This window comes from Paraburkholderia adhaesiva (genome assembly GCF_021390575.1).
GTDB lineage: Bacteria > Pseudomonadota > Gammaproteobacteria > Burkholderiales > Burkholderiaceae > Paraburkholderia > Paraburkholderia adhaesiva.
On the sequence record NZ_JAJEJQ010000002.1, the window covers coordinates 931,638 to 953,202 of the forward strand.

General features: G+C 61.3%; 21 protein-coding genes and 2 pseudogenes. 17 read left to right on the plus strand and 6 right to left on the minus strand.

Annotation, left to right across the window (positions count from 1 at the left end; all coding sequences use genetic code 11):
• Positions 1-146 precede the first annotated feature (146 nt).
• The 7 genes from L0U80_RS19760 (at position 147) to L0U80_RS19790 (ending at position 6,640) form a co-directional block, all read left to right on the plus strand.
• Positions 147-419, plus strand: a complete 273-nt coding sequence (locus L0U80_RS19760; protein WP_233868805.1) for a hypothetical protein — start codon at positions 147-149, stop codon at positions 417-419.
• 12 nt (positions 420-431) lie between these two features.
• Complete coding sequence (bcpO, locus tag L0U80_RS19765; RefSeq protein ID WP_308444871.1) at positions 432-653, plus strand: CDI system lipoprotein BcpO; 222 nt, start codon at positions 432-434, stop codon at positions 651-653.
• Between the two features lie 13 nt (positions 654-666).
• Positions 667-1,761: a glycosyltransferase family 2 protein gene (locus L0U80_RS19770; RefSeq protein WP_233868807.1), complete on the plus strand. Its 1,095-nt coding sequence runs from the start codon at positions 667-669 to the stop codon at positions 1,759-1,761.
• Positions 1,758-2,156, plus strand: a complete 399-nt coding sequence (locus tag L0U80_RS19775) for a GtrA family protein (RefSeq protein ID WP_233868809.1) — start codon at positions 1,758-1,760, stop codon at positions 2,154-2,156. Before L0U80_RS19770 ends, L0U80_RS19775 begins: the two co-directional genes overlap by 4 nt.
• Positions 2,157-2,211: 55 nt before the next feature.
• Entirely contained in the window at positions 2,212-3,735 is a 1,524-nt protein-coding gene (locus L0U80_RS19780) for a glycosyltransferase family 39 protein (RefSeq protein ID WP_233868813.1), read from the plus strand.
• Between the two features lie 64 nt (positions 3,736-3,799).
• A complete protein-coding gene (locus tag L0U80_RS19785) occupies positions 3,800-5,554 on the plus strand; it encodes a ShlB/FhaC/HecB family hemolysin secretion/activation protein (protein ID WP_233868816.1) in 1,755 nt (584 codons plus the stop codon).
• Between the two features lie 9 nt (positions 5,555-5,563).
• Positions 5,564-6,640, plus strand: a complete 1,077-nt coding sequence (locus L0U80_RS19790) for a hypothetical protein (protein WP_233868818.1) — start codon at positions 5,564-5,566, stop codon at positions 6,638-6,640.
• A 109-nt stretch (positions 6,641-6,749) separates the two neighbouring features.
• Here the strand turns inward: L0U80_RS19790 and L0U80_RS19795 are convergent.
• A pseudogene (locus L0U80_RS19795) lies at positions 6,750-6,911 on the minus strand (MFS transporter); the annotation flags it as partial.
• A gap of 113 nt (positions 6,912-7,024) precedes the next feature.
• On the opposite strand from L0U80_RS19795, the pseudogene L0U80_RS31690 reads away from it, so the two are divergent.
• The 3 genes and pseudogenes from L0U80_RS31690 to L0U80_RS19805 form a co-directional block, all read left to right on the plus strand.
• Positions 7,025-7,162: pseudogene (locus L0U80_RS31690) on the plus strand (LysR family transcriptional regulator); the annotation flags it as partial.
• 316 nt (positions 7,163-7,478) lie between these two features.
• Complete coding sequence (locus L0U80_RS31695; RefSeq protein ID WP_308444872.1) at positions 7,479-7,907, plus strand: LysR substrate-binding domain-containing protein; 429 nt, start codon at positions 7,479-7,481, stop codon at positions 7,905-7,907.
• A 701-nt stretch (positions 7,908-8,608) separates the two neighbouring features.
• A complete protein-coding gene (locus L0U80_RS19805) occupies positions 8,609-8,998 on the plus strand; it encodes a BON domain-containing protein (protein ID WP_233868821.1) in 390 nt (129 codons plus the stop codon).
• Between the two features lie 133 nt (positions 8,999-9,131).
• Here the strand turns inward: L0U80_RS19805 and L0U80_RS19810 are convergent, their stop codons facing one another.
• Positions 9,132-10,085: a LysR family transcriptional regulator gene (locus L0U80_RS19810; RefSeq protein ID WP_233868823.1), complete on the minus strand. Its 954-nt coding sequence runs from the start codon at positions 10,083-10,085 to the stop codon at positions 9,132-9,134.
• Between the two features lie 122 nt (positions 10,086-10,207).
• Between L0U80_RS19810 and L0U80_RS19815 the strand changes: the two genes are divergently transcribed.
• From L0U80_RS19815 to mmsB, 3 genes are read left to right on the plus strand one after another with little or no spacing between them, the layout of a single operon-like run.
• The gene (locus L0U80_RS19815; protein ID WP_233868826.1) at positions 10,208-10,465 is read left to right on the plus strand and encodes a hypothetical protein; all 258 of its coding nucleotides are present in this window, start codon (positions 10,208-10,210) and stop codon (positions 10,463-10,465) included.
• Between the two features lie 20 nt (positions 10,466-10,485).
• Positions 10,486-12,012, plus strand: a complete 1,527-nt coding sequence (locus L0U80_RS19820; RefSeq protein ID WP_233871462.1) for a CoA-acylating methylmalonate-semialdehyde dehydrogenase — start codon at positions 10,486-10,488, stop codon at positions 12,010-12,012.
• Between the two features lie 48 nt (positions 12,013-12,060).
• Positions 12,061-12,951: a 3-hydroxyisobutyrate dehydrogenase gene (gene mmsB / locus L0U80_RS19825; RefSeq protein ID WP_233868828.1), complete on the plus strand. Its 891-nt coding sequence runs from the start codon at positions 12,061-12,063 to the stop codon at positions 12,949-12,951.
• A 54-nt stretch (positions 12,952-13,005) separates the two neighbouring features.
• Here the strand turns inward: mmsB and L0U80_RS19830 are convergent, their stop codons facing one another.
• Positions 13,006-14,061, minus strand: a complete 1,056-nt coding sequence (locus L0U80_RS19830; protein WP_233868831.1) for a phytoene/squalene synthase family protein — start codon at positions 14,059-14,061, stop codon at positions 13,006-13,008.
• 364 nt (positions 14,062-14,425) lie between these two features.
• On the opposite strand from L0U80_RS19830, the gene L0U80_RS19835 reads away from it, so the two are divergent.
• The gene (locus L0U80_RS19835) at positions 14,426-14,809 is read left to right on the plus strand and encodes a hypothetical protein (protein WP_233868833.1); all 384 of its coding nucleotides are present in this window, start codon (positions 14,426-14,428) and stop codon (positions 14,807-14,809) included.
• A gap of 353 nt (positions 14,810-15,162) precedes the next feature.
• Here L0U80_RS19835 and L0U80_RS19840 read toward each other — a convergent pair whose 3' ends face one another.
• Entirely contained in the window at positions 15,163-15,528 is a 366-nt protein-coding gene (locus L0U80_RS19840) for a hypothetical protein (RefSeq protein WP_124149770.1), read from the minus strand.
• A gap of 249 nt (positions 15,529-15,777) precedes the next feature.
• Between L0U80_RS19840 and L0U80_RS19845 the strand changes: the two genes are divergently transcribed.
• Positions 15,778-17,745, plus strand: a complete 1,968-nt coding sequence (locus tag L0U80_RS19845) for an enterotoxin (RefSeq protein ID WP_233868836.1) — start codon at positions 15,778-15,780, stop codon at positions 17,743-17,745.
• Between the two features lie 18 nt (positions 17,746-17,763).
• On the opposite strand, the gene L0U80_RS19850 is transcribed toward L0U80_RS19845, so the two are convergent.
• Entirely contained in the window at positions 17,764-19,605 is a 1,842-nt protein-coding gene (locus L0U80_RS19850) for a beta-galactosidase (protein ID WP_233868838.1), read from the minus strand.
• Here L0U80_RS19850 and L0U80_RS19855 point away from each other — a divergent pair.
• Positions 19,528-19,755, plus strand: coding sequence for a hypothetical protein (locus tag L0U80_RS19855; protein ID WP_233871581.1), 228 nt, complete (start codon positions 19,528-19,530; stop codon positions 19,753-19,755). The two genes, L0U80_RS19850 and L0U80_RS19855, sit on opposite strands and share 78 nt — an antisense overlap.
• A 166-nt stretch (positions 19,756-19,921) precedes the next feature.
• Positions 19,922-20,575 carry a peroxiredoxin gene (locus L0U80_RS19860; protein ID WP_233868841.1) on the plus strand — a complete coding sequence of 218 codons (654 nt, stop codon included), beginning with the start codon at positions 19,922-19,924 and terminating at the stop codon, positions 20,573-20,575.
• 91 nt (positions 20,576-20,666) lie between these two features.
• Here L0U80_RS19860 and L0U80_RS19865 read toward each other — a convergent pair whose 3' ends face one another.
• Positions 20,667-21,530: an ABC transporter permease gene (locus L0U80_RS19865; RefSeq protein WP_233868844.1), complete on the minus strand. Its 864-nt coding sequence runs from the start codon at positions 21,528-21,530 to the stop codon at positions 20,667-20,669.
• Between the last annotated feature and the right edge of the window lie 35 nt (positions 21,531-21,565).

A 21,565-nucleotide genomic window follows, 5' to 3' on the forward strand; every position in this document is an offset into this window, starting at 1 on the left:
GACGGACAAGCGGCCTGAGCGTCACCGTTCGGCACGAACAAGCTCGTCACGACGGACCAGGAGTCGAACGTTACAAACAACGGGAGCGTGGTCGGCTCGCTGTCTATTTTATTTTATTTGTTTTGATTCTTATGGCGTGTCGCCGTATGTTTAATTTTTCTGGCACAGAACAACGAAAGAGAACCGGGAAGGTGCTAAGGAAATATTCAACACCTGAGTACCGAGAGTGGCAAGGTAAGGCGCTTGTGACGATCCCGGAACAAAGGATGTTGGATATAAGCGTCGATGGAGAAAATCTTAGTTTTGCTCCGGTCGAGTGGAAATATGAGCGTGTGAGCGAGGGGGATGAGATTGACGTAATTATTAAAGTTGGCCGTATCGACCGAAAATTTCAGATTTGCGACATAGGTCCATTCTGATTCACATCAATAGTGGACGACAAGCTAACGCGTGCTTTCTATATCCTCACGGCGCTTGGGCTACTGGCGGCGTGCCAGAACGTGCCGCCCAACGCGCCTCCGAGGCCGCCGCCCAAGCCTGAAATGCAGCCAGTGCTAGCGCCCAATTCGAACGCGTTCTGGGTCATGGGTTACTGGAAATGGAGCGGCGCGGAATGGGTCTGGATTCCAGGCCATCTTGCCCCGAAACCATAAAACAAGATCGACAATGGGAATCAAAAGCGAACCGATAGCGCTTTCGCATGAATATTCAGAGATGGTAAGCACTACTTTTGAGAGTGCTGCGGATCTTCGCGAGTTACCTAACCCACGGCCCGCAGCAGAAGATATCTGCGCAGCGGCGTCTGGACACAACCCATCTGCACGATTTCTACTTTCGCTCGTGGTTCCGTTCTACAACGAAGCGTCTGTCGTCGACATACTCTTCAAAGCTGTTATTCCAGTGTTGCGCAGTATTCCTGACGCTGACTACGAAATTATCTGCGTCAACGACGGGAGTGCCGATTCGACGCTGGCTAAACTGCTGGCCGCCTGTGAACACAACGGCCACATTCGGGTGATCGACCTGTCGCGCAATTTCGGCAAGGAAGCGGCACTTACCGCAGGCATTGACGAGGCCGAAGGGGACGCAGTGATCCCGTTCGATGCGGATCTGCAAGATCCACCTGAAGTTATTCCGCAACTGGTTACGCGATGGCGTGAGGGGTACGACGTTGTATTGGCGAAACGCACAGATCGATATACCGACACTTATGCAAAGCGGGGCTCCGCGTCGCTTTTCTATCGCATGTATAACGCCATTGCAGACATCGCAATTCCAGAAAACGCCGGTGACTTTCGGCTAATGTCCCGACAGGCGGTGCAAGCACTGAAGCAATTGCCTGAGAATCGACGATTCATGAAGGGGCTGTTCGCGTGGGTGGGCTTTTGCACGGCCCAAGTCGAGTACGTGCGGAGTCCACGTGCCGACGGCAAGTCCAAATTTTCCGGGTGGAAACTGTGGAATCTCGCGCTTGAGGGGCTGACGAGTTTCAGCACGCTGCCCTTACGTGTCTGGACCTACGTAGGCGGGATTACGGCGGGATTTGCCATCGTCTACGCAGCCTATTTAACTGTGCGCACCTGGTTGCGAGGCATAGACGTTCCCGGCTACGCGTCGATCATTACCGCAGTGCTTTTTCTGGGTGGTGTCCAGCTTATCGGCATCGGCGTGATCGGCGAATACATTGGCCGCATCTACGTGGAAGCGAAACGACGTCCCATCTATATCGTGCGCAAGGTATACCGGCGCGACAGCGCATGAAGCTGTTCGTCAAGCAGTCCAGATTCTCGCAGTTCGTGGTGTACGCCTGCGTGGGTGCGGCCGGTACGGTCGCGCAATATACGGTGCTCTCGTCGCTCGTGCTGGTTCATGCGTGCGGAGCAGTTCTTGCGTCGGGACTCGGGGCGATTGCCGGGGCTATTGTCAACTATATCCTGAATTACCGTCTCACGTTCCGCGCCACGGCCTCGCATGGAAAGACGGCGCCGCGCTTCTTCTCGATTGCCATGACAGGTGTCGCCATCAATAGCGCGCTCATGTTCGCACTGATCTATCGGTTGCAAGTCGGATGGCTAACGGCCCAGTGCATAACGACCGCGTGCGTGTTGATCCTCACCTACGGCGCCAATTCTCTCTGGACATTTTCACAAGCGTAATGCGCGAGTGCTGCGCACGCCAACTCCCCACTCACTCCGGAAACTGAAATATCCGATGTCAGACACAACACTCGTCAGGCCTATTGTCGTCAAATCAGTACAACGGAATAGCGATGGTGGAAGTACGCGGAACCTGATTTGGCTGCTGCCGATCCACGCGATTGTATGGACCGTCGCTGCGTGGCTCTCTCGCGGCAATCTCGACACCCCGGGCGACATGATCGAGAACTACGTCTGGGGTATCGAATGGCAGGCCGGATACGCCAAACACCCACCGCTCTTCGCGTGGATCACGGCTGCATGGTTCCGGTTTCTTCCTCACACCGACATTGCCTATTTTGCCCTGTCAGCGCTTAACGCAATGATAGGCTTGCTTGGCATAGTTGCGTTTGCCGGTCGCTTCGTGACGTACAGGATTGCTGCGATTGCGGGGATAGCGATGGCTGTGTCACCGCTCTATTCGAATCTTGCTATCAAGTTCAACGCAAACTCGATGTTGCTTTCGGTCTGGCCGTGGACAGCGTACTTTTTCGTGCGTTATATGCATACGCGTAACTGGCGATCTGCAATTGCACTCGGAGCGCTGGCCGCCGTTGCGGTTCTTGGTAAATATTTCTCGGTCGTACTGCTGATCGCGCTGCTCCTCGAGGTACTTGCGCGACCAGCCTGGCGCCCATGCATCTTCGAGCGCCACATCCTGCTTGTCGTGGCGGCAGGTGCCGCCGTACTGGCACCGCACGTTCACTGGCTTGTGATCAATCACTTTCCGACCTTCGCATACGCGGACGACCGTACCGGCGGCACGTTTCTGGCTGCGGTGGCGCGCTTCGTCGTCTATACGCTCGCGCAGGTGGGCTATCTGGTATTGAGCTTCGCTGTGACGCTGCTGCTGGTGCACGGGCAGCGAGCTCAGGCATCCAGACTAATGGTGACGAGCATCCTGAAGCCCTCGCTTAACCCTGACCTCTGGTGGCTCGCCTTCGGCCCCCTCATTGTCGTAGGCGTGATCGCAGTACTGTCCAGAACGCAAATGGCCTCTGTTTGGGGAATGGCACAATGGTTCGCTATCGTGCCGTTGTGGCTGACCGTTCTGGACCGCACCAGATTCAAATTCAAGCCTGAATGGGCGGTTCGCACGCTTTCCTGCTACTGGCTAATCGTGCTCACTGTCGCCTCCGCAGTTGGCTACATTGGTGCAATTCGCAACACTGACGATGCTGCCGAACCACGTGCGGAACTCGCCGAAGCAGCGCATGCGTTGTGGCATCAGCGTTTCCATCACGAAATACCTGTGGCGGCAGGTTCAGACCACGAAGCACAGTCGATCGCCTTCTACAGTGACGGCCACACCCGCTACTGGAATATGTCCAATCCTCAAGCGACACCCTGGTTGAGCATCATAGACCTGAAACGTCGCGGCGCGCTGTTCGTCTGCCGGGAAGCCGATACTCCTTGTATAGAGCAATCCAAAAAAATCACGAACGCTTTGCCAACCCGTGTCACCGTTAACAAGCATGCGTGGGGACGCTCGCTTACAGCGCGAAATTATCTGCTATTCGTCCTGGTACCTGTTCACTGACCGCACCTTCAGATACTTCGAGGCCACGAATGTGGTGTGACCTCTAACTAAAATCATCAATAGAATGAATAACCGCACGCTTCTCGTATTACTCCTCCCGCTGACATCACTCGTGTCAATATCGTCTCACGCGCAGCAGGCGGCTAATCCGGCCGACACCGCAGCAGCGGCCCGCGCGAATGCCGAACAGCAACAGCAGGTCCAGCAGCGACGCGACGCGCAGCAGCGCGCGGCAACGGTCGCCGCACCCGTTGTGCGCTCGGCCGCACCGGTAGCAGGAGAATGGCCGGTCCTGCCTGTCGAAACGCCGTGTTTCCGCATCGACACCTTCTCGGTCGAGGTGCCCGACACACTGCCCGAGGTGACCCGTGTGAAGGGCGCGTCTGCCCTGCCGATGGACCCGTTTGCATTTCTGCATGACTGGCTGCGGCACTACGAGGGGCAATGCGTCGGCAAGCAGGGCCTCGACGTGCTGACGAAAGGGCTGCAAGGCGTGATCCTGAGCCGCGGCTACATCACGACGCGCGTGCTGCTACCCGCACAGGACCTGTCCACGGGGACGATGAAATTCGCCCTCATTCCGGGCGTGATCCGCCACCTGAAGTTTGCCGACGCCAGTACGCGCGGCACCCTCAAAACCGCGTTCCCGGCGCGGGACGGCGACGTGCTCCAGTTGCGCGACCTGGAGCAGGGCCTGGAACAGATGAAGCGCGTGCCGAACCAGGATGCGAGCATGGAGATTGTGCCCGGTACGGTGCCGGGTGAAAGCGATGTGGTCATTACCGCCAAGCGCACCAAACCGTGGTCGCTCGTGGTCTCCGCGGACAATTCGGGCACGCGTGAGACGGGCGGCTATATCGGTAACGTGTCGCTCGGCCTGTACAACCTGCTGGGCCTGAATGATGTGCTTTCGGCAGGCTTCAACCAGGATCTGCAGTTCGGTAACCACGACCTCGGTACGCATGGCTGGAATGCCTCATATGCGGTCCCCTGGGGCTACTGGACCGGTACGCTCTACGGCTATACGAATACGTACTACCAGCAGATTGCGCAGGCCAGCCAGATTTTCGTCGCGAGCGGCAACGCGCAGACGGTGGGCCTCAAGCTGGAGCGGGTCATTCGCCGCAGCCAGAGCGACGTAACGGGCGTCGAGTTCCAGCTCATCAAGCGGTGGGGCGAGAGCTTTATCGCGGATACCTCTATACCGCAGCAGCACCGCGACAACACCTTCATCGAGGCGGGGCTGACCAACCGTCATTACTTCGGCGCGTCGCAGTTCGACGGCACGCTCGCTTACCGGCAGGGCATCGGTGGACTCGGTGCGCAGCCCGATACGCCGGGTCGCCCGACCTACCGCTTCAGGATGGCGACGCTCGACGCGAACCTCTCGGTACCGTTCGCGCTCGCGGGTCAGTCGTTCCGCTATGTCGGCACGCTGCACGGACAGTTCACCAACGACGAGCTGAACTATCTCGATGACCTGACCATCGGCAGCCGCTACACGGTGCGCGGCTTCAGTGGCGAAACGATGCTCGCGGCGGAAAAAGGTTTCTACTGGCGCAACGAACTGCAGTATCCGCTCGGGCAGACGGGGCAGGCTCTTTATGCGGGTATCGACTACGGTCACCTGTGGGGGCCGTCAGCCGCTTTCCTCTCCGGTACGCAGCTCGCGGGCGCGGCTGTCGGCGTGAAGGGTTCGGTTCCGTCGCGCCTCGGAGCGTACAGCTACGACGTCTTCGCGGGTATGCCGGTCTATGCGCCGTCCGGGTTTCCCGCGTCGAGCGTGACGCTCGGTTTCCAGGTCACGGCGCAGTTCTGATGGTGTGCCATGCCGAGACCTCGTGATATGCAGGTAGCGTGCGCGCTCAGGTCCGGCGGGGAGCGCCGTGCCGGGAGCGAGAGCAGCACATCGCTGGCGAAGCTGCACGAACGTGCGAAGGCGCTCGGCTGGCGATGCCTGTCCGATGCCTGGTTCGGTTATCACACCCGTTACATGTTCGAATGTTCGAAGGGGCACCGGTTCGAGCGTCATGCGACGGCGGTGGTTTACCAGACGCCAGTGTGCACGCAATGCGACGCGCAGGCGTTGGGTGAGCGCTGGATGGCGACGGTCGCCGCGCGCGGCGGCACGCTGGTCGAGGGGGGCTTCACGGGGCTGCTGGCACGCTACCGGTTGCGTTGCGCAAACGGGCATGAATGGGAGGCTCAGGGCCGCAAGGTCAGCGAGGGAAGCTGGTGTCCCCGGTGTGCCGCTGAAGCGGCATCGCGACGCCAGTTCAGGGCGGACGGGCTTGAGCGGCTGCAGGAGAAGGCACAGGCGAAGGGCGGACGCTGCCTCTCGAAGGAATACACGGGCACGCGGGCGTACTACCTGTTCGAGTGTGCGCAGGGGCATCGGTGGAGCGCGGCGGGTAACGAAATCATGCGCGGTAGCTGGTGCCCGATCTGCGCCCACAAGGCCACCGGCGCGATCGTGGCTGCAACCCATTTCTATCATGACGGCCTGCAGCGGCTGCAGGAAGCCGCGCGCAAGCAAGGCGGAAAATGTCTCGCGACGGAATACACGGGTGCGCCGAAGAAGTACGGCTTTCGCTGTGCGCGGGGGCACGAATGGGAGGCGGTGGCGAGCCAGATCTGGCTGGGCCACTGGTGCCCGGTCTGTGCGCGGAGCAAGCCGAGGCTGACGATTGACGATCTGCAGGCCGTGGCGGCAAGCCGGGGCGGCCGATGTCTGTCGGAGGCGTACCTGGGCAAGTGCGTCAAGCACATGTGGGAGTGCCATCGGGGCCATGTGTGGGCGACTCTGGCGCAGACAGTCAGGGCAGGCAAGTGGTGCCCGCTGTGCGCGAATCTTGAGCGATCGAAGAAGCGGATCAAGCGTCTGAAGTACGATTTCGAAGGGTGAACGCGGGACACCAGCCTATCGGCCCCTTGCTCCTGAACGTGGGTGGTTCAGCCTGTCCCTGTTTCATTCACGCGACACATCGCAGTTTATATTCATTTATCGTTGGCAAGCCGAGGAAATACAGGCTTGTAAGGGTGCCGAGATCGGTGGCGGTCAAGCCCATTTGATGCGACAGAAACGGTGTAAAACCGAGATTCACTCCGCGAAAGAGATAGGAGACGAAGTAGCCAAGCGCAAAAACGGCGAAAACGCGCAATCTGAGTGAAGTCATGATGCGGGTAAGACCCGGACGCGGATTGAATGCATGGGTGACGATTATTGGCGATCGCCGGGGCATACGCCAGCGAGAGATTTCAAACGGGATTGTGAGTAGAATTTGACGTCATGTCCCGGTCACTCCCACCTCTTCAGGCCCTGCGCGCACTAGAGGCCGCAGCGCGGCGGCGCAGTTTCAGCCGCGCCGCGGAAGAATTGCATTTGACGCACAGCGCTGTGAGCCACCATTTGCGCGCGCTCGAAACGGAACTGGGCGTCGAGCTGTTTCGCCGTGCGGGCAGCCGCATGATTCCCACGGCTGCTGGTGCGCAACTCGCTGAACGCGTGCGGCGCAGCCTCGACGAACTGCGGGACGCACTCGATGCCACGCGACCTGGCGTAAGCGGCGTCACGCGCCTGGAATTGAGCGTGATGTCCGATTTTGCATCGGTGTGGCTGATTCCTCGACTCGGCGATTTTTATGACCAGCATCCCAATGTCGATTTGTCGTTGCGCATGCACGCCGATGTGACGCCGCCCGATCCGTATCCATTCGACATCGGTATCTGGCATCGCCGCGTGGATGATGCCGGGATTCCAGATCCGCAAACTGCTCGACGATCAGGTCGTGGCGGTGTGCAGCCCAGCGCTGCTCGCGCGCTATCCGGGATTTCGCGTCGAAGATCTCGCGAAGATGCCATTGCTGCGCTTTTCGCGCCGTTCATGGCGCGACTTTTTCGAAGCGGCGGGCGTAGTGGCCGACGAGCCCGAGCGCGGCCCCGTGTTCGACGATGCTGGCTTGCTGCTGCAGGCCACGGTCGCGGGGCAGGGCGCGGCGACAGCCCGGCTGCAACTCGCGCGGGATTTTATCGAGCGGGGTGAACTGGTGCAACTGGGGCATGTGCGTATTCCCGCATCGCTCGATTATTACTTCACCTGGCGCGAGGGCCACCCGCGCGAGACGGCGATTCTGCAGTTCTATCGGTGGGTCAAGTCGCAACTCTCGAACTGACCAGGTTCTGTGACTGTGAGGCGCGGCCGAAACTTATTCGGGTAAGACCTGTATCGCCAGTGTCAACGTATTCCGCGCGATATCCGTTGCATGGCCATATAGCCGTTGAATCGTGGCTAATTGGCCGGGAAATGATTGATTACTCCACCGGCATGTGACAGAGCGGAAGGCGCATCAGTGTTTCAATGTTGCTCTTCAAGCGCGTTATGGCTGGCGCGAGTGGTATTAAATGCTGTCTGGATGAACAAAGCTTGTTCGCTTTCACGAATTGCTTAAGGCTTGCCGATAGGGCAACAGGAAGTCCAATTGCATACGTATGACTAATTCGAGCTTCGGGCGTCGGCACATGCCGGTCGAGGCGAATCTACTTCGATCGGCACCGAATGGTGCTGACGTTAATGTTTTATGAACCATCTGGCGAAATGAGCGGTGTGCGGCGCGAGTTAAAAGTTGATGTGGCACGTTTGACATCGCCGTTCAGATAATTGGAGTATTGTTAATCCGCCATGCAGTAATGGCGATCCGAAAACGCAGGTAAAGCCGTAGCTTCCCTTACGCCGTTCGCGTCCGACTGGCCTGTTAGCGGGGTGTACCAGCCGTACGCGCGATCTTCCAGCAGTGGCGAGTGTGGTGCGCGGCGGTCCTTCGTGGGCCAGCAAGTCAAGAAGATCGTGACGACTCGTGACAACAGGAGAAACCGCATGAAGGCAATTCAGGCATTCAAACTTGCCGCCGGCACGATGCTGGTGGCTGCGTCGCTTCAAGTCTATGCTCAGGATGCAGCGTCGCCGGCCGCGGCGGCGAGTGGTCCGACTGAGCAGGCCCGACAGCAGCACCAGGAGGCGAAGGCGCAGTACAGGGCGGCCAGAGCCGCTAATCGCGCGCTTGCCCGCAAGGTCCGCGCAGCGCTTGCGCGCGACAGCAGCGTGAGCGTCGCCAATATCACCGTGCGTGCAAAGGACGGCGCCGTCACCCTGCAAGGCACTGTGCCGGCACAGCCGCAGATCGACCGCGCAACGGAGATTGCCAAGGGCGTCGAGGGCGTGACGTCGGTGAAGAACGCTCTGTCGATTCGCCCGGTCGGGACCTGACCAACGATCGTCTTCATGCACCGGCCGCCGCAGGGTGGCCGGTGCGCGTCAGGCCGATACGTCCATCAGGCCGCACACGCAGTCCAGCAGATGGGCTGCGTGTGCGGCTTTTTCATGCCTCACACTTTCGTGCTTATGGCTCGACATAGTTCATCTGTGCCGATTCGCCCATCAACAGTGGACGGTTCGCATCGGCTGCGGCTCGCAGATATTCCCACAGTGACGTGATGCGCCGCAGCTTGCGCAAATCTTCGCGGCTGCACAACCAGAAGCGTCGCGTCACCACGATCTCGTCGGGCAGGATAGAGACGAGCCGCGGGTCGGGTTCGGCCATAAAGCACGGCAGGATCGCGAGGGCGCTGCCCTGCAAAGCAGCGTGGTATTGCGCGATTACGCTCGTACTGCACAGATTGACGGTGACGTTCGGCGCTGCCCGCTCGAGATAGAGGAGTTCGCGGCTAAACGCGAGATCGCCGACGTAGCTGATGAACGCGTGATGTCGCAGATCCGCGGAAGACCGTATGGGCGCGTGGCTTTCCAGATAGTGGGGGGTGCCATAGAGGCGGAGGCGGTAATCGCAAAGCTTTGTATAGACATATTGTCCGCGCTCTGGTCGCTCCAGCATGATCGCGAGGTCGGCTTCACGCTTTGAAAGGCTCACGAAATGCGGTACCGGCAGCAGGTCGATCGACATGTCCGGGTGGTTGCCCGTGAAGCGTGCCAGTTGCGGCGCCAGAAAAAAGCAGCCGAAGCCCTCCGTCGAACCCACACGCACGTGCCCCGATAGCGACTGTGCGCCAAGAGCGAACTGTTCACTCGCCGATTGCACCGTGGTTTCCACGGCGTCCGCGTAGGCCAGCAGCCGCTGGCCTTCGGCGGTCGGCACGAAACCGCCCGCGCGTGACTTGTCAAACAGTACGGTGCCGAGCGCCGTCTCCAGTTCCCGCACGCGACGAGCCACCGTCGTGTGGTCCACGCCAAGTTTCTTCGCCGCCGCGCTGGCACGCTGTGTGCGCGCTACTTCGAGGAAATACCGCAGATCGTCCCAGTTCAGTGTCTCAGGCTTGCGTGTTGTGTGTTTTTGCATATCGGATGGGCTTTTTCGCCTCTATACCGTGGATATTCGAGTAACTATACTGCTTTAACAGACCGCTCGACAGACCAGTCGATCCACAGACGGTCCACGGACAACAAGGATGGAGACAGACGATGCACACGCAGTCGACGCTCGACGCGCTGGGCTGCCAGCCGTGCGAACGGCTCAACATCATCGGAATGCGCGCCGCAGAACTCACCTGGTTCTACCAGGCCGTCGTGTTCGTGCACGCCTCGTCTGCTAGTCCGCTCAAGATCCCGAAGTCCCCCAATCCTGCAGGCCGTTACCGCGAACGCGTAGCTTTCGTTCGCGCCTCGATGCAGCCATTGAATCGCATTCCTGATTACCCGGCCACGAACGGCACCTTCTAACCCGTCAAAGAGAGTCCATGATGAACGCAGTCACCCAGGCATCGAATGCCCACGTATCGACCGTCAAGCTGCTGATCGACGGCGAATTCGTCGAGTCGAAGACGAGCGAATGGCGCGATATCGTCAATCCGGCCACGCAGGAAGTGCTGGCGCGCGTGCCGTTCGCGACCGTCGCGGAAGTGGATGCGGCAGTGCGCAGCGCACACGCCGCATTTGCGACGTGGAAGAACACGCCGATCGGCGCGCGCCTGCGCATCATGCTCAAGTTCCAGGCGCTGATCCGCGAGAACATGTCGCGTATCGCGAAGACGCTCACGGCCGAGCAGGGCAAGACGCTGCCCGATGCCGAGGGCGACATCTTCCGCGGCCTCGAAGTCGTCGAGCACGCCTGTTCGATCGGCACGCTGCAGCAGGGCGGGTTCGCGGAAAACGTGGCGGGCGGTGTCGATACTTATACGCTGCAGCAGCCGCTCGGCGTTTGCGCTGGCATCACGCCGTTCAACTTCCCCGCGATGATTCCGCTGTGGATGTTTCCGATGGCGATCGTCTGCGGCAACACGTTTGTTCTGAAACCATCGGAGCAGGACCCGCTCTCTACGATGCAGCTCGTCGAACTCGCGATCGAAGCCGGCATTCCGAAGGGCGTGCTCAACGTCGTGCACGGCGGCAAGGAAGTTGTCGACGCGATCTGCTCGCACGAACTCGTGAAGGCGATTTCGTTCGTCGGCTCGACGGCGGTGGGCACGCACGTCTATCGCCTCGGTAGCGAGCATGGCAAGCGCGTGCAGTCGATGATGGGCGCGAAGAACCACGCCGTCGTCCTGCCCGACGCGAACCACGAGCAGGCGATCAACGCACTCGTCGGCGCGGCATTCGGCGCGGCGGGGCAGCGTTGCATGGCCACGTCGGTCGTTGTACTCGTCGGCGCCGCGCAGCAGTGGGTTCCCGAACTCGTCGAGAAGGCGAAGGCGCTGAAAGTCAACGCAGGCCATGAGCCGGGCACGGATGTTGGTCCGGTGGTTTCGCGCGCAGCGCTGACACGCATTCTCGGGCTGATCGAATCGGGTGTGACGCAGGGCGCGACGCTCGCGCTCGACGGCCGCGGCGTGAACGTGAAGGGCTACGAGCAAGGCAATTTCGTCGGGCCGACGGTGTTCACGAACGTGAAGACCGGGATGGACATCTACACGAACGAAATCTTCGGGCCCGTACTCGTGGTGCTGACTGCGGCGACGCTCGACGAGGCCATCGCGATCGTCAACGCGAATCCGTTCGGCAACGGCGTGGGTCTTTTCACGCAGAGCGGCGCGGCAGCGCGCAAATTTCAGAGTGAGATCGACATCGGCCAGGTCGGCATCAATATTCCGATTCCGGTGCCGGTGCCTTATTTCAGCTTCACGGGCTCGCGTGGTTCGAAGCTCGGCGATCTCGGTCCTTACGGCAAGCAGGTCGTGCAGTTCTACACGCAGACGAAGACGGTCACTGCGCGCTGGTTCGACGACGCGACCGTGACGGATGGTGTGAACACGACGATCAGCCTGCGCTGAAACCCGTCGCCTGAGCAACCACGCAACGAAAAAGAGGGAGACACGCTCATGAAAATCGGCTTCATCGGGTTGGGCCATATGGGTGCGCCAATGGCGCTCAATCTGCTCAAGGCCGGACACACGCTATCCGTGTTCGACCTCGCCGAGAGCACAATGCAAACGCTCGCCGATGCCGGCGCGCAACGCGCCGCGTCGCCGAAGGAGGCGGCTAGCGGTGCTGAATGGGTCGTCACGATGCTCCCGGCGGCTGCGCACGTGCGCAATGTGCTGACCGCGAAGGACGGCGTGCTGGCGGGCGTCGCAAAGGGCGTCACGATCATCGACTCGAGCACGATCGATCCCGCGAGTGCCCGTGAGTTCGCGGCGCTCGCTGCAGCGCAGGGCAATGCGTTCGTCGATGCGCCGGTTTCCGGCGGTACGGGCGGCGCGGCGGCGGGTACGCTGACCTTCATGGTCGGTGGCAGTGCGGCAGCCTATGAGAGCGTCAAGCCCGTTCTCTCCGGCATGGGCAGGAACATCGTTCATTGCGGCGATACAGGCACGGGGCAGGTCGCGAAGATCTGCAACAACCTCGTGCTCGGCATCACGATGGCGGGTGTCGCGGAGGCGATGGCGCTCGGCGAGTCGCTCGGTATCGACCCGAAGGTGCTGGGCGGCATCATGAACACGTCGACGGGACGCTGCTGGAGTTCGGACACATACAATCCGTTCCCCGGCGTGATCGAAACGGCACCTTCATCGCGTGGCTATACGGGTGGCTTCGGCACGGATCTCATGCTGAAGGATCTCGGACTGGCCACCGATGCCGCGAAGAACGTTCGACAGCCCGCTTACATGGGCGCGCTCGCGCAGCAGCTGTATCAGGCGATGAGCAGCCGCGGCGACGGCAAGCTCGACTTCTCGGCGATCATCAAGCTCTATCGGGCTCAGAAGGAGTGAGCGCAAACAGCGGCGTGTCGCGCCATGGGCGCGCCGCTGTTTTTATGCCTCGTTTTATGCATCGATGCGTGTTTCGATGCGCGCGATGAGCCGGTTGAACCACACATCAAGCAGCGAGTTGAACGGCGCGAGCGGCGTCGAGCACGCGAGGATGCGATAAACGTCGTTGCGTTTTAGCTTCGACGCCTTTGCGGGGTCGAGCCAGTCACGATTGGCGACGAGCAGTTCGAGCGTCTCGAGCCCGATGAGAATCGGCCACAGGCAGGCGAGCCTCAGCCGCACTGATGTGCGCGGCAACGCGAGCGTATAGTCGATGGCCGCGCGGAAATGATCGAGCGCCATGCGCACGAGTTCGAGCATGATCGCCCGTGCAGGCACCGATGCGGCAGGCTGCAACAGATCGTGTGCGGTGAGGCCCGCCTTCGCGAGCATGGGTGCGGGCAGGTAGCAGCGGCCGATACGCAGGTCTTTGCCGCAGTCGCGCAGCACGTTCACGAGCTGCAGCGCCTTGCCGAAGCGCACGCCTTGCCGGCACATCGTTTCGCGCGATGCTGGATCGAGCGTTCCCGGCAAATGCAGGTAGATCATCTTCGTCCAGAATTCGCCGACGCAGCCTGCGACTAGCCAGGTGTACCGGTCGAGATCATCGAGGGTGTCGAGCGCCGAGATGTCTCCCGATCGTTCATCGGGGAAAGTCCGCAGATCGAATTCCATGCCGTGCGTCAGCGTCGTGACGATGTCGCGGACAGCCGCGCGATCGGTTTCGTCGAGTTGGGCGAGCACGGCGAGCGCGCCGCCGAGCGATTCGAGCAGCAGCTTTTCATCCGATTGCGTCTGCTGGCCCGCGACTTCGTCGGCAATTTGCCGGAGCCCCGTAGTGTCCTCAGCCGTGCCGTTTACGTGCTCGCGCAGCGATAGCAGCAGCGCGAGGCGCCGATCGGGCGGGATCAGCGCAGTGTCGGCGATTGTGTCCGCGGCGCGCGCGAGCAGGTACGCCTCACCAACCGGATCGCGCATGCCGCCTGGCAGCACGCGCATCGTGAGATAGAACGAACGGGAAACCCCTTTGAGCAACGGTCCGAGCAGGAAGGCCCGGTTAGAATTCTGCATGTCGTAAGCGAGGCGGCATGGGACGGATCGGACGAGAGCCGCATTGTAGCGTGTGCGAGCGAGACCAGTCGCAGATGCGGTTCGACCGGGTGTTCTTCGATCATCAGGTGCGGTTCGCCTGGCATGCCGCGCGTATCGCAGGCCTGCCGCTCTAACGCGCTCTCTTTGAATGCACGAAGCTCTATGTGCGTTTCGGGGCGGGCCGCGACTTCGACATCCATCATCCACCCTGGGCTGCCTACGTCAGTGGGCTCCGCGAGTATGATTCAGCGCGTCGTGCATGCTGCACGTCGACTGGCGCGCTACGCGCCTTTTGCATGCGTGAGGAGATTCTTTACAGGTTCTTTGCGCGGCCCTTCATAGAATGGGCAACGTGTTCCACAAAATGCGCGCCCCGCTGAGCGGCAGTGTGCAACTTCTCGAAATGCAATCGTTTCAGTTTCGTCAAACTGCAAAGCCTGTTTCGACGCCGCTTGTCAGTGTGAGCCACCGTGCTGCGCCGTGCGAGCCCACCGTGCAGATGGTCGTGCGTGTGGCGATACGCGATGCCGGAACGGCACGTCGCGCGCTGCACCGCATGCTGGGTAGCACGATCGGCGTCCATACTATCGATCTCGATCATCGTCGCGATGTCGCCTGCTTGCATGTCGTATTGGCGCGCGGCCGCGTGGGAGAGGCGATGACGCTCTTGATCCGCACGGTTTCCAGCGCCGAGTTTGGTACGGTCAGACAGCTGGAAAGGGGCTAGCATCGCGGGTGGCTGGCTCGCACACTGCCGTTTCCGGCGTCAACGTTGTATGCGCCGTCGAATTTGTTATGGATTGCGAATGGATTTGAGAAGGGCGCGCACGGTGCGATTCACAGCCGACTTCGTGCACATGGCGCGCACACGACGGCCGCCTCGCGAAGGACGCCCGAACCGGCCGCGCCTGGCGAAGCAGGTCACGCGCACTCGCAACTGTATTATCTGAACGCTCCCGCACAGGCGGCGCGCCAGCGATTCGCCAGCGCTGCGGACGCGAGCATGTTCAGGCTTCAAAACCCACGCCTCCATCATTTGATGGAGAAAATTTGGGCCCGGCGAGTATATGAAGTAACTGCTTAATCCGCGACGCGCCGATCTGCGAGCGCGCGTTCGCAGTCCTTGAGCACCTGCAACACGAGCTTGGCCTGGTAGTTGAGATCGTCGGTGTCGAGAATTTCTTCGACGGCGTCGCGCGCCCACGCCGCGTCGACGAACCACGCATGCTGTTGTGCAATCTCCTGTGCAATGGCCGTAAGCCTTGCGATCGTGAGCCAGTCGGCCTCGCGGCCGTGGCGGTCGAGCCACTTGTGCGCGGCCTGCACGTGGAAGGCCGCGTTTGGCCAGCTCTCGTTGAGATAGTAGGCTCCGAGGCTCCCGCAGGTGAGCCAGCAGAGCAATTCCACGCGATCGCGCGGACTCAGGTGGTGGCGTACATCACTCATGGCGGCGCTCGCGAAAGTGTCAGCGTTCGGTTGACGGGGCGCTCAGGCATTCGACTCCGGTAATAAAAAGATAACACGTCATGGGAGAGTGCGTCTCGCTGTACGTGCGGCGCAATGGCTCGATGATGCGGATCGGAAACGTCCGCTGCGACGCGGTGCATGCGGGCAGTCCCGCTTCGGTTACCGGACGCGCGGCCGGTGCTACGCTTGAACGGCGCGCATTCCCGTGCAGCGTGGAGGCCCGAAGTCATGCAGACGAATCATGAAACGGAGTGCTGTCCGGACTCCGGAGCGCCGCGCTTCGAGCGAAACGGCGAGGCGTTCACCTTCGGAAATGACGCCGTGGCACTTGCGTGGCGCGTTGCCGAGGCACGCGCCGGCGCTTTCGTCCTGATCGACCGCGTGCACGGGCGCACACTTTCGCTCACGGAACCGTTCGCGCTGGCGATGTCGGACGGGGCAACGTTCGGCGTCACCAATCTCGACCTGCTCGACACTTTCCGCGAGGAAACGCTGACTGCCGACGCCGGCTCGTGCCGTCTCGAAGGGCGTAAGGCCGGTTTGCGCGTGAGCGCCTCGTTTTCCGATCGGCAACGGCGCTTGCGCGTGACGTGGTACGTGGAGCAGCGCGGCTCAGACGCATGGCTGCACATGGGTCTCGAGATTGCTGCAGTCGATCGCGACGAGCCCATCGCAGCGATTTTTATGCTGCAGGTCGAGGCGCATCATGCGCGGGGTTGCGGCGACTATCCGGGTATGCCGGGCAGGGTCGATGACGTGTATCTCGGCATCGAGAGTCCGCTCGCACAAGCGGAGGCGGACGCCGCCGGGTTACGCTTTTCACTGCGCCGCCGTTTGCCGCTCGAACATGACAAGCGTGTCGTCGTCTCGGCGGTGGCTGGCGTCGCGCGCCCGGGCGAACTGCGGCGAGACTTCGCCCGGTATCTCGAAGCCACCCGCGCGCGGCCTTATGCGCCGTTCCTGCACTACAACTCGTGGTACGACATCGGTTATCTCACGCCGTATTCGCAGGCGGACGCACTCGATCGTATCGTTGCGATCGGCCGGGAACTGCACGAGCGTCGCGACGTGCAGCTCGACTCGTTCGTGTTCGACGACGGATGGGACGATCTCGGCGGCGACTGGCGTTTCAGCCCAGCGTTCCCGCAGGGTTTCGTGCCATTGCGCGAAGCAGCCGCGCGTTATCGCGCGGCGCCGGGCATCTGGCTATCGCCATGGGGCGGCTACGGCGCGCCGCGCGCCGCACGCGTCGCCAACGGACGCAAACGCGGTTACGAAGTCGTCGACGGTGGCTTCGCACTCTCCGGGCCGCACTACTACCGTCGCTTCCGCGAAGTGGTTATGGACCTGTTGCGCGAGCAGGGCGTCAATCATTTCAAATTCGACGGGACCGGCAACGCCGACCGCGTCGTGCCGGGTGGCCGGTTCGACAGCGACTGGGACGCGGCGATTCATCTGATCAGTGAAATTCGCGCCGAGCGCCCCGCAGCCTTCGTCAATCTCTCCACGGGGACGTTGCCGTCGCCATTCTGGTTGCGCCATGTCGATTCGATCTGGCGTGGCGGCGCCGACGACGGCGAGGCCGGCGCGGGCAGTCCGCGCGAACGCTGGATTACGTATCGCGACGCGCAGACCTGGCGCAACGTGGTGCGTGGCAGTCCGCTATTTCCGCTGAACTCGCTGATGCTCCACGGCATCATCTTTGCGCAGATGCACACGCGACTGAACGTGCGGCACGGAGCGGCATTCCAGCATGAAGTGCGGTCGTATTTCGCGAGCGGTACGCAATTGCAGGAGCTCTATGTCACGCCTGCACTTTTGTCCGGCGAGGATTGGGACGCGGTGGCCCAGGCGGCACGCTGGACGCGCACGCAGGCGGGCGTGCTAGTCGACAGCCATTGGATCGGCGGCGTACCGGAGGAACTCGATGTCTACGGATGGGCGGCCTGGGCAGCACCGGCCGGTATTATTGCGCTGCGCAATCCCCGTGACCGTGCGCAGACGTTCGTGCTCGATCTGCGGCGGGATCTCGAACTGCCTGGGCTCGCTGCGGGCCGGTTTGCCGTACGCGACGTTTGGGGAGGCAGCTCCGCAAACGTACCCGCGTGGATCGACGCCGGTCGTGAGCATCCTCTAAAGCTCGCACCGTTCGAGGTGCGCGTGCTGGAACTTCAGGGTCCGTCGCAACTGGGTTGAGACGCGGTAGCGCGTGCTTCAGGTTAGCGTGCGTTCCAGCGCTATCGGCATCGCCTCGGACTGGTGCAGATCGTAAATCGTGATCACGTTTTCGCCGCGTTTCAGCCATGGTGCGGGGCAGAAGAGCCGCTGTTGCGGGCCGATCCGCCAATAGCGTCCGAGTGCGTGCCCGTTGACCCACACGAGTCCCTTCGTCCAGTGCTGCATGTCCAGATAGGTGTCGGCGGTGAAATCCAGTTCCAGGGTTGCCCGGTAGAACCATCCTGCCTTTTCTGAACTGCGGGCAGGCGAGGCTGCGCGCGAAAGACGGGCGATATAGTCCGTCTCCATCGGAAGCAGGGTGACCTCCCATCCGGTCAACACCTGTGAATTGCCTGCGGGATCGTGCAGCATGACCGATCCGATGATGCCTTTCCGATCGGAAAGGTCAGGGCCATAGTTCACCCGGCCCATGCCTTCCACCAGAATCTCCAGCAGGACGGCTTCCTGTCGATCCGGCCCGGTTGGCGGCAATTCCAGCGACTGACCGCAGACAATCCGCAGTGGCTCCGCATAAGACGGCTGCACGCGCGCCCGCGAGAAACCGCCCACGTAGCGCTCGCCGACGAAGACGGTTGCGTAGTCGTGGACCGCGTCGATCGTTAACCGGCCGCCCCTGTAGCCCTCCAGTCGTTTGCGGTAGAGGGCGAATCCATACGACTGGCCATAGTGCTCGAAAGGAAGCGGTTCGATGGTCTGGTGCAGAGGCAGCGCCAAGGGCAATTCGTTCCACAAAGAGGCGCAATGCATTGGCTGTAGCGCTTCATGCCCTGAGCGCGCCAGCGTCGGCAGCGGCTCGGGAATCCCTGCGAGCGGTATCTCAGGCGGCAGCCAGGATTCGATGATGCCACGGTAAAGATGGTATTTTGGCGTCGCGACGCCTTGTTCGGTGACCGGTGCCGAATAGTCGTAGCTCGTGATGTCGGGCTGATATTCGCGCGTTTGCGGATCGATGTTCGCACCCGCGTAATACCCGAAACTTGTACCGCCGTGAATCACGTAAAGATTGAACGACAGCTTTTCGCGCATGAACGCTTGCAGCGTGGCGGAAAGATCATAGGCGGTGCCTTGCATCACGGGGTCGCCCCAATGCGTGAGCCAGCCGGGATAGACTTCGCCCGCCATGACGGGAACGTCGCGATACGCTCGCCTTGCGTGGCGTATCTGATTCGCGTCGCCGTTGCTAAGCGCAATCGCGCCGCCGGGCACATTCGACCGATTCTGCTGGAGCTGCACGAGGCCGTCTTCCGTATAGAAAGGGGCGTCGATTCCGTTATCGCGCCATAACGCGCAGAGTTCGTCGAGATAGGCGCGATTGCAGCCGTATGAGCCGAATTCGTTCTCGATCTGGATCATCAGGATCGGACCGCTGCTCGCGGCCATGAGTGGCGCGATGCGTGGCGCAAGCGCAGCGATATAGCGCGCGACGGCGGCCATATAGCGAGGGTCCGTTTTCGAATCCGTGCGTAGCCGGATATCCGGCGCGGCAAGCAGCCAGGGTGGGAGGCCGCCCAGATCCCATTCAGCACAGACGTATGGCCCGGGGCGCAGCAGTACCCACATGTCCTCCTCGTGACAGAGGCGGATGAACGCTGCGATGTCGCGATTCTCGCTGTGAAAGTCGAACTCCGCCGGACGCGCTTCGTGGTAGTTCCACATCACGTAGAGCGCGATGGTGTTCATGCCCATGGCTTTCGCCATGCGGATGCGGTGCTGCCAGTAGGCCCGCGGAATGCGCGCAGGGTGCAGTTCACCGCTGCGGATCTGGAACGGCTGGCCGTGGAGGAGAAAGTCTTTGCCGTCGCTGGAAAAGCTGAACACGGCAGGGCGGGCGTTTTTATTCGCGCCATGGGGACTATCGACGCCTACACCCGGGCCGCGCCGGACCGGTGCAATCCCGGCGAGCCGGGCTATTCCATGCAGACCCCTTACAAACGCATGTTTCATAACGTTCGATGCCGTCTGGAATGAATTCGCGAATGCGTCTGCCAGACAACATAACAGCCGGACGCATCGCCTGCATCATGGTGCGCTTGCAGCAAGAAGTCTGAAACCCTGCGATTCGCTGCCTACAATTCAACAGCGTGGAGTACTCGCATGACTACCCATGCACCCATAAACCTCATGGAGGCTCGATATGACGATTCGTCTAGGAGAAGATGCACCCGATTTCACGGCGGAGACTACCGAAGGCACGATTCACTTTCACGACTGGATCGGGGATCACTGGGCCATTCTGTTCTCGCACCCGAAGGATTTCACGCCCGTCTGCACCACGGAACTGGGCTATATGGCGCGTCTGAAGCCGGAATTCGACCGTCGCAACACGCGCATCATCGGCTTGAGCATCGATCCCGTGAGCGATCACCAGAAGTGGGTCAAGGACATCGAGGAAACGCAGGGCACCGCGGTCAACTATCCGATGATTGGCGACGAGGATCTCAAGGTCGCGAAGCTCTACGACATGATTCACCCGAACGCGAGCGGCGGCCCGCGCACGGCGGTGGATAACGCCACGGTGCGTTCGGTATTCATCGTCGGGCCCGACAAGAAGGTCAAGGCGATGCTGGTCTATCCGATGAGTGCCGGGCGTAATTTCGACGAGGTGCTGCGTTTGCTCGACGCGCTGCAGTTGAACGCGAAGCACACGGTCGCGACGCCTGTGAACTGGAAGCAGGGCGAAGACGTGATCATCCCGACGTCGGTTTCGGACGATGCCGCGAAACAGAAGTATCCGGAGGGGTTCAAGACACTGAAGCCGTATCTGCGTTACGTCGCTCAGCCGAAGTAAATGAAAAACGCGGCGCACGAATGTGCGCCGCGCAAAAAACGGGCTGGACGGTCGCAACCCCGGACAGCCCGGTCAGGGGAAACAAAATCGCTCAGTTCGCGGGAGCGGGCCGCCACTTGAGCAGACGTTGCTCGACGAACGTGAGCAGGTAGTCGGCGGCCAGCGCGACCACGGCGAGCACGATCATCGCGGCGAACACGCCGCTCGCATTGAAGGCGCCTTGCGCCGTCGAGATCAACAGGCCGATGCCCTGTTTCGAGCCGAGGAATTCGCCCACGACGGCGCCCACCAGCGCGAAGCCGAAGCTTACGTGCAGGCTCGCGAGAATCCAGCTCAATGCCGAGGGAATCACGACCGAGGTCGTCACCTGGCGACGCGACGCGCCGAGGATTTGCGCGTTGGCGATCATGTAGCGGTCGGCTTCGCGCACGCCCTGGAACGCATTGGCGAACACGACGAAGAACACCATCACGACCGCGAGCGCAACCTTCGACGCCATGCCGAGGCCGAGCGCGATCACAAACACGGACCCCAGCACGACGCGCGGAATCGAGTTGGCGATCTTGATGTAGAGGCTGAACACATCCGAGAGCAGCTTGTTGCGGCCGAGCACGATGCCGCAGACCACACCGGCGATCGACCCGATGATGAAACCGAGCCCGGTCTCTTCGAGCGTGACCCAGACCTGCGTGAGGAGCGGTCCTTGCGAGGTTCCGTTGACGAACCAGTCGACGATCTGCGCGAAGATCGCGGATGGCATCGAGAAAAAGAACGGGTCGATCCACGCGAGGCGCGCGGACATTTCCCAGCCGCCGAGCACGACGACGAGAACGAGCACGCGCAGCGCGATGACGAGCGCGTTGCGGCGGCGGATGCGTTGTTGCGCTTCGCGCTCGACCTGGTTGAGCGAGGCGGCATCGAGGCCTTGCGGCAGGGTTTGTTGCGGGGTGGACATGGGGGACGGCTCCACGTTGCCTGATTGAGGCTGAT

Coding starts and splice junctions, on each gene's coding strand:
- L0U80_RS19760 (WP_233868805.1), top strand. CDS start 147: ATGTTTAATTTTTCTGGCACAGAACAACGAAAGAGAACCGGGAAGGTG.
- L0U80_RS19770 (WP_233868807.1), top strand. CDS start 667: ATGGGAATCAAAAGCGAACCGATAGCGCTTTCGCATGAATATTCAGAG.
- L0U80_RS19775 (WP_233868809.1), top strand. CDS start 1,758: ATGAAGCTGTTCGTCAAGCAGTCCAGATTCTCGCAGTTCGTGGTGTAC.
- L0U80_RS19780 (WP_233868813.1), top strand. CDS start 2,212: ATGTCAGACACAACACTCGTCAGGCCTATTGTCGTCAAATCAGTACAA.
- L0U80_RS19785 (WP_233868816.1), top strand. CDS start 3,800: ATGAATAACCGCACGCTTCTCGTATTACTCCTCCCGCTGACATCACTC.
- L0U80_RS19790 (WP_233868818.1), top strand. CDS start 5,564: ATGCCGAGACCTCGTGATATGCAGGTAGCGTGCGCGCTCAGGTCCGGC.
- L0U80_RS31695 (WP_308444872.1), top strand. CDS start 7,479: ATGATGCCGGGATTCCAGATCCGCAAACTGCTCGACGATCAGGTCGTG.
- L0U80_RS19805 (WP_233868821.1), top strand. CDS start 8,609: ATGAAGGCAATTCAGGCATTCAAACTTGCCGCCGGCACGATGCTGGTG.
- L0U80_RS19810 (WP_233868823.1), bottom strand. CDS start 10,085: ATGCAAAAACACACAACACGCAAGCCTGAGACACTGAACTGGGACGAT.
- L0U80_RS19815 (WP_233868826.1), top strand. CDS start 10,208: ATGCACACGCAGTCGACGCTCGACGCGCTGGGCTGCCAGCCGTGCGAA.
- L0U80_RS19820 (WP_233871462.1), top strand. CDS start 10,486: ATGAACGCAGTCACCCAGGCATCGAATGCCCACGTATCGACCGTCAAG.
- mmsB (WP_233868828.1), top strand. CDS start 12,061: ATGAAAATCGGCTTCATCGGGTTGGGCCATATGGGTGCGCCAATGGCG.
- L0U80_RS19830 (WP_233868831.1), bottom strand. CDS start 14,061: ATGCAGAATTCTAACCGGGCCTTCCTGCTCGGACCGTTGCTCAAAGGG.
- L0U80_RS19835 (WP_233868833.1), top strand. CDS start 14,426: ATGGGCAACGTGTTCCACAAAATGCGCGCCCCGCTGAGCGGCAGTGTG.
- L0U80_RS19840 (WP_124149770.1), bottom strand. CDS start 15,528: ATGAGTGATGTACGCCACCACCTGAGTCCGCGCGATCGCGTGGAATTG.
- L0U80_RS19845 (WP_233868836.1), top strand. CDS start 15,778: ATGCAGACGAATCATGAAACGGAGTGCTGTCCGGACTCCGGAGCGCCG.
- L0U80_RS19860 (WP_233868841.1), top strand. CDS start 19,922: ATGACGATTCGTCTAGGAGAAGATGCACCCGATTTCACGGCGGAGACT.
- L0U80_RS19865 (WP_233868844.1), bottom strand. CDS start 21,530: ATGTCCACCCCGCAACAAACCCTGCCGCAAGGCCTCGATGCCGCCTCG.